Here is a 13,537-nt window from a genome sequence, read left to right on the forward strand (position 1 = left end):
ATATCAATTAAAAGTAGAGTATATAAATAACAGCAGCCAGAATAATTCTGTAAATCGCAAAAGGAATCAGACGGATCCGGTTAATCAGCTTCAAAAAGAATTTGATTGAGATCAGTGCAAAGACGAAAGCGCTGATAAAACCGATTGTGAAAAATGGCAGCATATCGATCGTGAAGTACTCCCATTTACTCATTAACGAAATCGCACTTGCACCCATCATAATCGGGACAGCCATGATAAAAGTGAAATCTGCAGCAGCCCTGTGACTGAGTCCAAGCAACACACCGCCTGAAATGGTTGACCCGGAGCGTGAAAATCCCGGCCATAACGATAAACACTGAATTAACCCAATTGAAAATGCCTGACGATAGGAAATCTGATCAACTGTTTCAATTTTGACTTTCTTTCCGCTGACCAGATCAGCGGCAATCATCAGGAAGGCGCCGATTACCAGACCGATTAGTACGGTCTCAAGTGAAAATAAGTGCTCATCAATATAATCCTCGAACAGCAGCCCGAGTACCCCGGCTGGCAGCAGTCCTATAAACACATGTGACAGTCTCAGCTTGTTCTGCTGGCCTCGCGTGCTTGTATGTAAACCAAGTAAGTCTGCAATACGTTGACGAAAAACGACGACTACGGCGAGAATTGAACCAAGTTGAATCACGATTTTAAAAGTATTTGCCACTGGACTTCCTAAAAATTCAGAAGATCTCAGCCACAAATCATCTACCACAATCATATGCCCTGTCGAGGAAACAGGCGCAAATTCTGTTAACCCTTCAACTAACCCAAGTAAAAAAGCTACAAACAGTTCCCACGCACTCATACTGTGCAATCTCCTTTTTAACATAAAGTGATGTAATGAATTGGAAAAGAAAATCATACTTTATTTTTTATGGATTGGATAGGTGTAATAGACCTGAATGGAAATTTATTTTCTGAATGCAGGGCAGTTCGTGTTTTATAATATGGGGAAAGTTCTACAGTGGATTGTTGAAAATGAAGATAGAAAGTATGAATGGAGCTTGAAGATACCGCATTTTTGTTTCCTGAATAAATAAATGTTCTTTTTTGTGCAATCAAAATCAACAAAAAAGGCATGACTGGTTATGATTAAAACCAGCTGCCTTGTAGTAAAGAAATCGTCAAAATCAATGTAGTGACAGAACCGGCGGACATTAATGTAAACACTTTTTTCTTGTTGTGAATTTTTTTGTCATTAACAGGCTTGATCAGTTCATATGATACTGCACACCAGATCAGAGCTGAAACGATCGCTGTGATTGTGATAAACATACTTTCACTCCTTCTGACGTCAGGTCTCCTGGCGCTTTTTTTTCATAAACGTTAGTCCTACAATGATCAGGCCGACAATATTCAATATCAGCATAATCATGTAATAAGTAGACGCTGAACCCTGAAGTAAATAAGTAAGGTATCTTCCTGCATTCAGGGTTAAAAGAATGATTAGAACAATATCAATTTTGCTCATCAGACCAACATCCTTTTTGAAAAGTAGTAACTATATTTACGTATCGGTGGAGATAAAGTTTCATCTAAATGAATTCACCCTACAATAAGTGTGCTGACTGTTATAGTAACGCTGACCTTATCGATTTTTCTTGTGATGGTTTTAATTATGGGGCGTTTGATGTCGGCTAGGTGAGATGCTGATTTGGATATAGAGCGGAAATGTGCCGAATTAATCATATTTTTCAGCTGTGCGGGTAAAGACATAATATAAATGATTAATTTGGATGGTGATTTGATGAAGAAATATTCATACTTAACAGCAGCTTTTACGATGAGTACGGCAATGATCTTAAGTGGCTGCAGCGGAAGTGACGAAGAAGCTTCCGAAGACGGGGAAGACATTGTAGAGACAGCTGAATCGGGAAATCCTCAGCCTAATGAAGCATTCAGCGACATTGATATTACCGGTGATGGAGAAATTCCTGAGGGGCTTGAAATGGCTGAAGATCCTGCTTTTGCAGAAGGGGATACCGTCACAATTAATGCTTCTCATTTTCCCGGTATGGAAGGTGCTGAAGGGACGGTAGTTGGTGCCTACCAGTCAAATGCATATAGTATTTCTTATGAACCTTCCGATGGTGGTGACATGGTTGAGGACTATCACTGGGTAATTGATGAAGAAACTTTTTCAAGTTCACTTGAAGCACCTTATGAAGAAGGAGCTGAAGTAGAAATCACTGCACAACGAGTTGATGGGATGTATGGTGTCATGGCTGAGATTCAGTCAGTTCAGGAAGATGCAACTGTCTATATGGTAGACTTTTCTCTAACAGATCGTGAAGAGACTGTACTGAATTACAAATGGCTTGCAGAAGATGAATTGTCAGCTCAATAATTTTTTCTGGCGGTATCCTTTTAAAAGGGTACCGTTTTTTAGGTCTTTTGATGAAACTGACAAGTACAGAAACTGATCATTCATTAGGATTAAATAGAAAATAAGGGCAATGAAGTCATTTATTGCATGTTATAGTATAAAGGTTAAATAAATTCTATCACTATAACATGAGAACAATTTATAGATGTAAGAGGAGGCGTCTCTCTATCAAGGCGGAAAATGAACCACTATACATAAGTATCGCCACACAACTAAAAAAGGCACCCGGTTCAATCATGAGCTTTATATTAAAAACAATTGTTATATTAATCAGCATTTGCAGCATTGCTTCTCTGCCTTATCTTGTGGGAAGTTTTAACGCTGCAGGTGACTCTTTCGGAGTTTACCCCATTGAATATATCAAAGAAATCGGTACAACACTGATCGGCTTATTCAATTTCTACATACTGGAAGAAACGACGTTTGATGGTGTTCAGATTAATTTCGATTATCTGCTCGAAGCGTATCAATATTCAATGTCATTATTAATGATCGCACTTTTTATTTCATTTACAGCCGTTCTCGTGATGTTATATGGATATCATTTTCTGAGCGGGAGAATGAAAAAGGCGGTTAATTGGCTGCTTGTTTTGCTGGATTGCATCCCGGACGTTTTATTAATTGTCCTGTTTCAGCTGGGCGTGATTTATTTGTATCAGACGACTGGTTTTAAGCTGTTTCAACTGTATGGGATCGGTGACCCGGTGTACCTGTTACCAATTATTTGTCTCAGTCTCACGCCAACGATTCTGCTGTTAAAAATGTCGTTGACGATTAAGGATGAAGAATCTGAAAAATTGTATGTCGATTTTGCTTATGCTAAAGGGGTAACAAGGTCAAACGTATTTCTGGTTCATATGCTGAGAAATATGATGCTTTCCATTACAAATCATTTCAGCCTCATCTACTGGATGATGCTCTCGAGCTTAATTATCATTGAGTATCTATTTGTTATTCAGGGTTTTACATTAATTTTGTATAAGGTAAATGAGAGTACACTGCTGGCAGTAGCAATTCTTCTTTTCCTCATTCCCTATTTGATCATGAATTGGCTTTTTAACAAGCTTCACAGGAGGTTAGTGATCGATGAGGGTTAAATCTTACATACTGATTTTGATTCCAGTCTCACTGCTGCTTTTGGTAGCTGCAAGCTTTATCTATGAATGGGGCTTTGATGAAAATACTGAAGTTGCATCTTACCAGACTAATGACACAGGAGAAATATTAACTCATCCCTATCCACCTTCATTTGATCATCCGCTTGGAACAGACCGGAAAGGACAGGATCTGCTGCTTAGAATATTGAACGGTGCGAAGTATACGATTTTATTCGTGCTGAGTGTGGGGCTGGTCAGAATACTTGTGGGTATGTTGCTGGGGGCGTTACTGACATTTATGCCGAAACGGATAAAAGATTTCGTGCAGCTGTTTTTAACACCTTACGTCAATGTACCTGCGTTTATCCTGGTATACTTCCTGGCTTATATTTTCTTCGCAGTCCCAACCGATGATGGAGGATTACAGCTTATTTTCATTCAATTCGTGATTCTGACATTTGTCGGCGTCCCCTCATTAGTACTCCTGTTTTCAAATGAATTTCAGGATGGGTTGAAACATGAATATATTCAAGCCTCTTATCAGCTTGGCGCATCCAAAAAGCATATTGTCATCAGGCATTTGCTCCCCGTTCTCAGAAACCGGTTCACGATCGTGTTCCTGCAGCAGATCATCGCCTCATTAATTTTACTGATTCATCTTGGCGTGTTCCGGATTTATATTGGGGGACAGGCAGAAGGATCAGTCAGTATTGACGAGGAAATACTTCTATCAAAATCAGGAGAATGGGCCGGTATGATCGGTCAAAGCGTCTTTGATATCGTAACAGCCCCGTGGATTGTGCTGGCACCGGGCATGGCGTTTGTCTTATTGATTGTCATGCTTAATACGATGATCAGGCTGATTCGGGTGTAGGCTGCTGAGTGTATTAGCATGGGTACTTGCACTTTGGGGACGGAGGTTAGAGTTGCATGAAATGTGCAGGGAGGGGACAGGCTTGACCTTTTTAGTCATCTCTGTCCCTAAGATGCACATCTTATCGCACTTTAACCTTCGTCCCCAGTATGTTCATGACGCTCAAACCTCCCGAAAATCCATTGATAAATCATATAGTAAGGAATCATTATGCCGAGCCCCACCGAAATATAAAGAATGCCCTGTACGACGCCATCTTTAGGCATGAAAATACTATAGTAGTATGATATCAGGGTTCCTGTCACCATTATGTAGAGAAATTTTAATAACCTCAATTGTCTCACCATTCTTTCACAATTACTGATTCTTATTTACCATCATTCTTTTAATTACTCTGATCTGCCCGCGATGGTTGATCTCGTCTTCCATCACGTGGTACCAGAGCCAGTATTTATTATTGGAAACGCCGTTACCCCATATGTCTTCTTCAAATAACCATTCTTCATTCTTGGAGCTTAAAATTGATAACGTCTTTTCTCTCATTTCAGCCAGTAGATTAATATAGTAGTCAACGGGATTTCCGCTGACCTCTTTACTTGCTTCAGGACCAAGAAACAATGCTGTTTTCCACTGGGCCATTTCTCGATCAGTCAGATCTCGATTTTCATGGGTAATCACCTGATGGACAAATTCAACTGAAGTAATATGCATCAGCAGTGAACCGATCGAATTTGAGCCTTCATAAGCGATAAAATCCAGGTCAGACTGACTCAAATCTTTAATGTCCTCAAGCAGAACATCTCTGGAATAGGTCATCATTGAAACAAGTTCACCAATCTTTCCATCAAAACCATTTCTCTGTCTGATTGTAAAATCCATAATCAGCCTCCAAAGATCAATATAGAGACTATCATAACAGTAAAAAAATGGTGAACAAGACTGATATAGCATTTTTTTACATGCTATAATTGATGTGAATTAGCCTTTAACCATGACGTTTTATGTATGGAAGGCGGAGATGTGTGTGGATAGTAAAGGTGCAAAGCTCGATAAGAGGAAAGAAAGCTGGAAGTTTTGGGATGCCGTTTTCACCTCAGGACTCGCATCCTTATTCAAAGATACTCAAGAAGCCCGGAATGATGATGTGCTATTCAGGAGCTGTCTTTTGCAGCTGCTGTTCGGCGTTATTTTTGCGGGGGTTTTGTTTGCAGTGGTGTTCTGGTTGATAAACTGATAATGATAAAAAAACGATGCTGACTATTTTAGGACAGCATCGTTTTTTCTAGTGCTGCTATGTCAATTTGGGGACGGAGTAAAAATGATATGAGATGTGCATATTGAGGACAGTTTATTGTTAAAACATCTTCCAGAAGTGCATATTTCACTGTGCTATAATCTCTGTCCCAACTTGGATATCATACGCCCTCAATATTCCTGTTCATCTTCTCCAAAACCCTTCTGTATACTTCAAGTTCTTCATCAGTAATGGCTTTTAGAATCCGATCTTCATACACATCTTCGAGGAAGGGAAGGAGCTGGTTTTTCAATTCGATTCCTCTTGGTGTGATAAAGACGCTGAATGATCTTCTGTCTGTGTGGTGTTTTTCTTTTCGTGCAAGTTCTTTTTGTTCAAGGATATCCAGAATTCTTGTGATGGATGGACGGTCTTTGTCTGCGAGGACGGCGAGTTCTTTTTGGGTGATGCCATCATTTGCAGCGAGTCTCTTTAGCACGATCCACTGTTCAGGGGTGATGTCGAATTGCTTCAGTTCTGTTGTGAGAAAACGGATGATGGCTTTAATAGTGTGACTGGTATAGATCCCGATATGTTCATCTTTTTCTTTATACATATAATCACCTGCTTGAAATTTTTAAATTAGTTGTTTAGTATATAGTTAGTATAGAAACTATTTTAACAAAGAAGGGTTTGGGTTGAAAGATATTTCGAATGAGGCGATTTGGACAAAGCCTTTTTTTATTGCTTTGATTAATAACTTTTTAGTTTTCATTGTATTTTATTCATTGATGACAGTGCTGCCGGTGTTTGCAGTGGATCGCCTTGAAAGAACTGAAACAGAAGCCGGTCTGATGACGACGATGTTTCTGGTGTCTGCAATTATTATGCGTCCATTTGCAGGTAAAATCATTGAAGCACTTGGTAAGAAGCGGACACTTGTGATAAGCGTGTTCTTTTTCAGTATATCGACCGTGCTTTATCTGGTGGCAACAGATTTCACATCATTATTATTTCTCAGGCTTTTTCACGGCATATGGTTCAGTTTAACAACGACTGTCCTGATGGTCATAGCAGCAGATATTGTCCCGGATCACCGTAAAGGGGAGGGGCTCGGTTACTTTGCGATGTCAATGAATGTTGCTGTTGTCGCAGGACCGTTTTTAGCACTTGGACTGCTTTCGTTTATTGATTATATTGAGTTGTTTGGCGTGCTGGCCGCTGCGATCTTTCTCGCATTCGGAGCTTCATTTTTTGTGAAAAAAGAAGAAAGTTCAGCGGTTACCGTTGATTGGAAAATAAAATGGAGTGACCTGCTTGAACTGCGTGCAATGCCAATTGCAGTCATTGGTTTTTTAACTTCATTTGCGTATGCGTCAATTATGTCGTTCATAACTATCTATGCAAATGCACTTGATCTGTTTGATTATGTCGGCCTGTTTTTTGTTGTATTTGCAGTCGTGATGATTGTTTCAAGACCTTTTACCGGGCGGCTTTTTGACAGCGGAGGACCTGATTACGTGATCTATCCTTCACTGTTTTTATTCGCTGCAGGGTTAATCCTGCTCAGCTTCGTTCAGTCAGCAGTACTTCTGTTAATCGCAGCCGCGTTAATTGGCCTCGGATACGGGGCGTTGCTTCCTGCTTATCAGACATTGGCCATTCAGTCAGCACCGAAAAGCAGAACAAGTCATGCAACATCGACTTTTTTCATTATGTATGACCTTGGGATTGCGACAGGTTCAGTCGTGCTTGGGATCGTTTCCTCAGCACTCGGCTTTGGGGGATTATATATTACTGCAGGAATCGTGATACTCGCAGCTATTATGCTGTACCGGTTTCTCAGAACGAAAAAAAGAGCGGGTCTGTATACTGTACAGGCGAAAAGCAGGGAGAGCTCTTCATAAGAATAGATCCGGTCAATGTGCCGGATCTGTTTTTTGATGAGGGGGGCACACCAGGTACGGAGTTGTGTGTGCTATTTTTATCATCATTCTCATTTCGGCACAGCAAGCTCCGTCTCCCTGTGCCGCCTATAAAAATAGAGCAGGGTCAGACCCCGCTCAACATCAAACACTTCTCCGCTCTACAAGATTCACACCAATCCCCATTGAGATCACGCCAATCAAAATCATCATCATAATCGGCTGTGTCACATCCTGCAGAGTGGCGTTATACATGACGATATCGAGTAGTGCATCCATGGCATGTGAGACTGGAAACAGGTCTCCAATGAATAAAAGAACTGGGTTTGTAATTGTGCCGGGTACCATGTATGCGCCACTGATGATTGGAATCATTGGAATGACTGAAGGGTATATGGCATAGAACAGTTCAGGCTTTTTGACAAGACCGGTCAGTAATGTGGCTACGCTGACCATGCTGAATGTGAAAATAGCGAGAACGATAAGCAGCAGATCAAAGCGATCTCCAAGCTCAACATTCATGAAATATCTGAAGATCAGCATAACGATGAGAATCTGAACGAATCCGATGAAAAATGCATACGTAATATAGGCAGTGTACATTCCCGTTTTCGTAACTGGAGAAAGGATCATGCGGTCCCATAAGCCGTATACTTTGTCTTTCAGGATATTATTTACTCTGAAACCGATCATAAACATGGCGGTCAGTAAGGTAAAAGCAAAGATTAATTGCGTTTTCATATCATAGCCTGACAATTCATCCCCACCGAGTGAGGATACGTTCATTTGCATAACCGGATCACCTATTGCAGATTCGATTTCGGTTCTCAACAGTTCAGGCTGAACTGACTGGGCCAGTGCAGATTCAATGACTGCTTCCTGTTCAAAAACTGATCTGACGTGCTGTTCTGCAACTGCGACATCAGGCATTGTTGAACTTGTGATTACTGTATAATCGGTTTCCGTTAATCTGATGGCCAGGTCAGCCTGACCCTGCTGTACTGATTCCCTGGCATCTTCAGGGTTTGAGACAACAAATTGTAATTCACTATTGTGATTGAGAAGGGTTTCCCATTTTTCCTCAATTGCTTCTGATTGGGTACCTTCACTGAAAATTGCGATCTCAGTAGGAGCCTGGGTGCCTCCTGTGAAAATTACTGTTCCTGCAACACTGGCAGCGATTAAGACAATGAGGATAACCGGATGACGTCTTTCTTTGGCAAGCTGTGCTAGAAATACTGGAATCATGAGACTTCCCCCCTTTTAGGGTATAACATCATGCTGATGATCACTGAAATGACTGTAAATACTGTCAGTACCGTTAAAGGAAGCCATATTAGCGATAAATCCTCAAAATGAAACCATTCAATTAAGACAGACAGCGTCTGACCATTTGGTGTAAACTCACCAATTTTCTGAAGCCAATCCGGCAAAACATATATAGGTACAAAACTTCCGCCAATTGTTCCAAAAAGCATAATAATACCCGTAAAGGCTCCGTTGGCTGTCTCAGGGTTTTTAATCCGTAAAGAAATTGATGTCATCAATGCAGCCAGCCCTGCAACTGCCAGGGAAAAAACGATTGAAATGAGCAACAAACCTGACCAGAACATCATTGTGCGGTCTGAGAAGACATCGAGTATAAGATGCGACCCCATAAATATGAGTATGATTTGCAACATTGCCAGAATAAAGGTCGCGCAAGTTTTACCAAATAGAAAGTGATAAGGCGGTGCATTTGAAAGCGTCACTCTATTAAATGTCTGTTCTCGTTTTTCAAGCGTGATTCTTGTAGCCACTGTACTCGCCATAAACAAAACAAAAAGTACGCCCATTGAAAGTGTAAAATACTGATCGATCCCCATTGTGAAGTCGCGGTCTGCTGCAATACTTTCTGTACTTCCTTCAGGCAATTGAATCTGAGTCATATCCACTTCAGTACCTGAAAGAGACAGGGCATACTGCAGGTTCATCTGATTCAGGATACCCTCGATCGTGTCATGGATGATATCCACTTCAAATGAGGTTTCTTTTGCAGAAAAGGAGAGCTCCGGTTTATTTTCTGTGCCTAAATAAAGATAGCTTAACAGCTGTTCTGTATAGCCGGATGGAATCACGAGCATTGCATCACGACCGCCGTTTTCAACACTGTCAACAGCTTCTTTCTCAGTCAATGTTTTGACAGTCACCCAATCTCCAATACCGGGACTCATGAGTGCATTTGTCAGCAATTCAACGGGTGGAGCCGATTCAATACTGTTGATTAAATTGTCTTTCACATCTTCAGGTATTTTTCCACTCATAGAAATCTGATTACTGATCACCTCAATTGCTTCTTCTGGCTGATCTTCTATCACGAGTCCAAGTGATAGATCAACATTCAGATTTTCATCACCATCAAACATCCCGGACATCGAAATGCTTAACACGACAATAATGAGAAGTGGAAGAATGACTACCAGCAATACTTCTTTGCGGTCACGCCAGAATAAAAGCAGATCCTTCTTTAAAAATGTAAGCATACGATCATCCCCCCTAATCCCTGAGCGTCCGGCCGGTCAGATGAAGAAAGACATCTTCAAGACTCGGATTCACCATTTGAAAGTTGATGATCTTTACCTGATGCTGATCGGCCAGTCTGACAAGGTCGCTGATAATATTAGATGATTTTTTTGAAATGATTTTTAGTGTATCCCCGTCTTCTTCGACCTGTCTGACAGGTTCGAGGGCAAGCACCTCTTTTGCCAGCGGAGGGCTCATTTTGCTTAATTGAACGCTGATTGTATCTTCATTGGACAGGATGCTGAGAAGCTCTGACTGACTGCCTGAAGCAATGACTTTTCCGTGGTCCATGATATAGACCCTGTCACATAGCTGCTCGACTTCTTCCATGTAATGACTCGTATACAGAATGGTTGTGCCGTTCTGCACTTTCAATCGGCGGATCATCTCGAGGATGTAGTTTCTTGATTGTGGATCGATTCCGACTGTCGGTTCATCAAGGATCAGGATATTTGGCTGATGGAGAAGGGCAGAGGCAATATTAATTCTGCGCTTCATCCCGCCTGAAAAAGTCTTGATGAGGTCTTTTTGTCGGTCTTTCAGTCCAACGAGTTCAAGTGTATGCTGTATCCGGTCTTCAAGCTGATCTTTTGGTACGCGGTAGATACGTCCGAAAAACTTCAGGTTTTCATAAGCCGTCAGTTCCTGATAAAGGGCAATATCCTGCGGAACGACGCCGAGCACTTTCCGGATGTCGGAAGGATTCTTAATGATACTCTCACCGTTCAGTTTTACATCGCCTGACGAAGGTTTGAGGAGGGATGAGATCATTGAAATTGTCGTTGATTTTCCGGCACCGTTTGGACCCAGCAGTCCGACTGATTCTCCCTGATCAAGATACATGTCAACATCCTGCACGACTGTTTTATCTTTGAATTTTTTACTTAATTGAATGGTTTCGATCAATGTGAGTGCCTCCTTACTTAGTGTTCTTACTGTCTGAAGTAAGAATAAATGAAAAAAACCGGAGCCGATACTGACTCCGGTCATTCAGTCACATGAAACAGTGACTTCAGTCATTTTATTTAAACCAGATTGTGCCGGATTGCATAAATAGCCAGTTGAGTGCGGTCGCGGAGTTCGAGTTTATCAAGAATCTGACTTGTGTTGTTTTTGATCGTGCCTACAGATAGTCCCAGGCGTGTGGCGATTTCCTGGTTGCTGAGGCCTTCTCCGATACAGGTCAGGATCGCGCGCTCACGCGGGGTCAGGCTTGGATCAGCCGTTTCAGCTGGAGTCTGGTGCTGAAGCAGAGAAGGCATTACTTTGGCTGCTACCTGATCTTCAATCGATAATCCGCCTGAAATTGCGCTTTTTATGGATCTGATCAGCGATTCTGTATCCCCGTTTTTCAGCATATAACCGTTCACTCCGAGTTTCAGGGAATCCATCACGTACTGATCATCATCAAAAGTTGTCAGGATAAGTAATTTTATCTGAGGCCAGCGCGCTTTTATTTGGCGGGCCGCTTCGATTCCATCCATCACAGGCATACGGATATCAAGTACAGCAATATCAAAGGTCTGTTTTTCACATAAGTCAACGGCAGCTTTACCGTCGCCTGCTTCTCCGGTGACGGTAATGTCGGGATTAGACTCGATCATCACTTTTAATCCCTGTCTGACCATCACCTGGTCTTCAGCAAGTAGTACCCTGATCATCAGCTTTCACTTCCTTTCAATGGAACCCAGCCGCACAAAATGAATTCCTGATCATTCATCTTTGCTTCAAGGCCGCCTCCCGAATGTTCAAGGCGCTCACGCATTGAGGTGAGGCCGAAATCTTCTGTAAATGGACGATATTCATTCACGGGATTAATCATTTCAAATCTGAAAATACTTTTACCCGGGGCTTCAAACGTGATCTGTGCTTCCCTTGAATGCCCGTGCTTCATAATATTGGTCAGGCCTTCCTGAACAGCACGGTAAATCGCGAAGGATTGTTCACCGGTCAGCGGAGCGGCAAAAGCACCGGGGTGAACAGAGAACTGAATACGGATAAAGTTCTCGATTTCAAGCTTCCTGATCAGTCTCATCACACCCTGAAGACCGCCGATCTCAGTCTGCCTGAATACTTTCACTGCACGCCTCGTCTCCTCAAGACTTTCCCCAGCCAGTGTTTTCAGTTGATTAACATGCGGATCATTGCCGGAGCCTGACTGTATTCTGTATGCTTCAAGCTGCATAATCAGAGAGGTGAGCTTATGTCCGACTGAATCATGAATTTCTTTGCCGATCAGATGACGCTCTTCCTGCCTGGCTGCTTCCTCATCCTGAACGATACGTCTTTTCACCATGCGGTATTCCTGATGCAAGTCCTCATAATCTGCTGAGAGCGTCTGATAGCGGTCTGCACTCAACTTATAATAGACAAAACCAGGGAAAATCACGATGATCATAAGAATGATAAACGCTATTTCATCACTTGATAACTGTCCGATAAATAAATAGGAAGCCAGAATGGTCAGTGAAACAAAGTACGAAACAATCATTTGTCTGAAAGGCAGTTTTTCAGCTGACTCTGCTATCAGCAATATGTAGGCAAATGATAGGGTGAGAGTAAACTGATATGGTTCTGCCGGAAAAAAAGTGATATAGATCAGGACAGCTCTTAAGCAAAACAGTGCTGTCAGAACTTTTGTGTTCTTATGTAAAAGAGGTGTCAGGAAAAATAAAGTGAAATAGCATGCAACTCCTGCAAGACGCCAAAGGTTCACGTCAAGGTTGCTGAATAACGGTGTGATTAAGGTACCCCAAACCGCAAGAAGGAGACCCATCCAGATTAAAAAAGATTTCATGCTGCACCACGCCTTCCTGTAGTCTAGGTCTATTATAACGAGTGGGGACAGCAGGGGGAAGGTGTGGTGGAGGAAATATACTGGATATGAAAAGAATATAAAAGAGTGGATGAAACTTACTGACTCTTGGTACGTAGTAAATATATAACAAATACTTTATTGAAAAATTGTTATGTATTTGGGAGGAGACACCATGACTTTTCGATCGAAAATTGATCAATCTTATAAAGTACTCATGTTGATAGCAGTTGTCATCACAGGTATAGCGACAATGTTTCCAATATTCATTGATGATCAGATTGATCTGATCGGTGTCATCGTATTGACTTCAATATTTGCAGGCACTGTCTGCTTCCTGTTATGGACATTATTTTCTATTAAATATATTTTCTTTGAAGACGATCTGCTGGTGAAAGGCGGTCCGTTCCGCAGCAGAATCCGTTATGAAGATATTACCAGGGTCGCCCACACACATGATTTAATGACAGGGTATCGTCTGACAATGTCTTCGGATAGTATTCAAATTTTTTACCGGACCGGGACTTTTGGCAGTGTGAAAGTTTCACCTGAAGCATTAGATGATTTTGTGGAGGAAATCAGAAAGCGTTGCCCGAATGTCAGAATAGACATGTAATAAT

General features: G+C 41.6%; 16 protein-coding genes. 6 read left to right on the plus strand and 10 right to left on the minus strand.

Going from position 1 to position 13,537, the window contains the following annotated elements; genetic code table 11:
• Positions 1–7: 7 nt before the first annotated feature.
• The 3 genes from KP77_RS05930 to KP77_RS18110 all read right to left on the minus strand — a co-directional run bounded on the left by KP77_RS05930 (position 8) and on the right by KP77_RS18110 (position 1,495).
• A complete protein-coding gene (locus KP77_RS05930) occupies positions 8–829 on the minus strand; it encodes an undecaprenyl-diphosphate phosphatase (RefSeq protein WP_041121754.1) in 822 nt (273 codons plus the stop codon).
• Between the two features lie 287 nt (positions 830–1,116).
• A complete protein-coding gene (locus KP77_RS05935) occupies positions 1,117–1,299 on the minus strand; it encodes a hypothetical protein (RefSeq protein WP_041121755.1) in 183 nt (60 codons plus the stop codon).
• A 19-nt stretch (positions 1,300–1,318) separates the two neighbouring features.
• The gene (locus tag KP77_RS18110; protein WP_160289508.1) at positions 1,319–1,495 is read right to left on the minus strand and encodes a hypothetical protein; all 177 of its coding nucleotides are present in this window, start codon (positions 1,493–1,495) and stop codon (positions 1,319–1,321) included.
• A 276-nt stretch (positions 1,496–1,771) separates the two neighbouring features.
• Here KP77_RS18110 and KP77_RS05940 point away from each other — a divergent pair, with 276 nt between their 5' ends.
• The 3 genes from KP77_RS05940 to KP77_RS05950 all read left to right on the plus strand — a co-directional run bounded on the left by KP77_RS05940 (position 1,772) and on the right by KP77_RS05950 (position 4,381).
• A complete protein-coding gene (locus tag KP77_RS05940) occupies positions 1,772–2,371 on the plus strand; it encodes a YdhK family protein (protein ID WP_041121756.1) in 600 nt (199 codons plus the stop codon).
• A 275-nt stretch (positions 2,372–2,646) separates the two neighbouring features.
• Complete coding sequence (locus tag KP77_RS05945; protein WP_041121757.1) at positions 2,647–3,507, plus strand: ABC transporter permease subunit; 861 nt, start codon at positions 2,647–2,649, stop codon at positions 3,505–3,507.
• The gene (locus KP77_RS05950; RefSeq protein WP_041121758.1) at positions 3,497–4,381 is read left to right on the plus strand and encodes an ABC transporter permease subunit; all 885 of its coding nucleotides are present in this window, start codon (positions 3,497–3,499) and stop codon (positions 4,379–4,381) included. The genes KP77_RS05945 and KP77_RS05950 overlap by 11 nt, the downstream gene beginning before the upstream one ends.
• Before the next feature lie 357 nt (positions 4,382–4,738).
• Here KP77_RS05950 and KP77_RS05955 read toward each other — a convergent pair whose 3' ends face one another.
• Positions 4,739–5,263 carry a DinB family protein gene (locus KP77_RS05955; protein WP_041121903.1) on the minus strand — a complete coding sequence of 175 codons (525 nt, stop codon included), beginning with the start codon at positions 5,261–5,263 and terminating at the stop codon, positions 4,739–4,741.
• 142 nt (positions 5,264–5,405) lie between these two features.
• Between KP77_RS05955 and KP77_RS05960 the strand changes: the two genes are divergently transcribed.
• Positions 5,406–5,615 (plus strand): hypothetical protein, encoded by a 210-nt coding sequence (locus tag KP77_RS05960; RefSeq protein WP_235420676.1) that lies wholly within the window; start codon positions 5,406–5,408, stop codon positions 5,613–5,615.
• 181 nt (positions 5,616–5,796) lie between these two features.
• Here KP77_RS05960 and KP77_RS05965 read toward each other — a convergent pair whose 3' ends face one another.
• Positions 5,797–6,231: a MarR family winged helix-turn-helix transcriptional regulator gene (locus tag KP77_RS05965; RefSeq protein WP_041121760.1), complete on the minus strand. Its 435-nt coding sequence runs from the start codon at positions 6,229–6,231 to the stop codon at positions 5,797–5,799.
• 82 nt (positions 6,232–6,313) lie between these two features.
• Here KP77_RS05965 and KP77_RS05970 point away from each other — a divergent pair, with 82 nt between their 5' ends.
• Positions 6,314–7,522, plus strand: coding sequence for an MFS transporter (locus tag KP77_RS05970; RefSeq protein WP_235420677.1), 1,209 nt, complete (start codon positions 6,314–6,316; stop codon positions 7,520–7,522).
• 162 nt (positions 7,523–7,684) lie between these two features.
• Here the strand turns inward: KP77_RS05970 and KP77_RS05975 are convergent, their stop codons facing one another.
• From KP77_RS05975 to KP77_RS05995, 5 genes are all read right to left on the minus strand, one after another.
• A complete protein-coding gene (locus tag KP77_RS05975) occupies positions 7,685–8,788 on the minus strand; it encodes an ABC transporter permease (RefSeq protein ID WP_041121761.1) in 1,104 nt (367 codons plus the stop codon).
• Positions 8,785–10,062 (minus strand): ABC transporter permease, encoded by a 1,278-nt coding sequence (locus KP77_RS05980; protein ID WP_041121762.1) that lies wholly within the window; start codon positions 10,060–10,062, stop codon positions 8,785–8,787. Before KP77_RS05980 ends, KP77_RS05975 begins: the two co-directional genes overlap by 4 nt.
• Positions 10,063–10,075: 13 nt before the next feature.
• Positions 10,076–11,008 (minus strand): ABC transporter ATP-binding protein, encoded by a 933-nt coding sequence (locus tag KP77_RS05985; protein WP_041121763.1) that lies wholly within the window; start codon positions 11,006–11,008, stop codon positions 10,076–10,078.
• Between the two features lie 119 nt (positions 11,009–11,127).
• Positions 11,128–11,763, minus strand: a complete 636-nt coding sequence (locus KP77_RS05990; protein WP_041121764.1) for a response regulator transcription factor — start codon at positions 11,761–11,763, stop codon at positions 11,128–11,130.
• Entirely contained in the window at positions 11,763–12,899 is a 1,137-nt protein-coding gene (locus KP77_RS05995) for a sensor histidine kinase (protein ID WP_041121765.1), read from the minus strand. The genes KP77_RS05990 and KP77_RS05995 overlap by 1 nt, the downstream gene beginning before the upstream one ends.
• 193 nt (positions 12,900–13,092) lie before the next feature.
• Here KP77_RS05995 and KP77_RS06000 point away from each other — a divergent pair, with 193 nt between their 5' ends.
• Positions 13,093–13,533: a PH domain-containing protein gene (locus KP77_RS06000; protein WP_041121766.1), complete on the plus strand. Its 441-nt coding sequence runs from the start codon at positions 13,093–13,095 to the stop codon at positions 13,531–13,533.
• The last annotated feature ends 4 nt before the right edge of the window (positions 13,534–13,537 follow it).

The organism is Jeotgalibacillus alimentarius, assembly GCF_000829445.1.
In the GTDB taxonomy this organism is placed as follows: domain Bacteria; phylum Bacillota; class Bacilli; order Bacillales; family Jeotgalibacillaceae; genus Jeotgalibacillus; species Jeotgalibacillus alimentarius.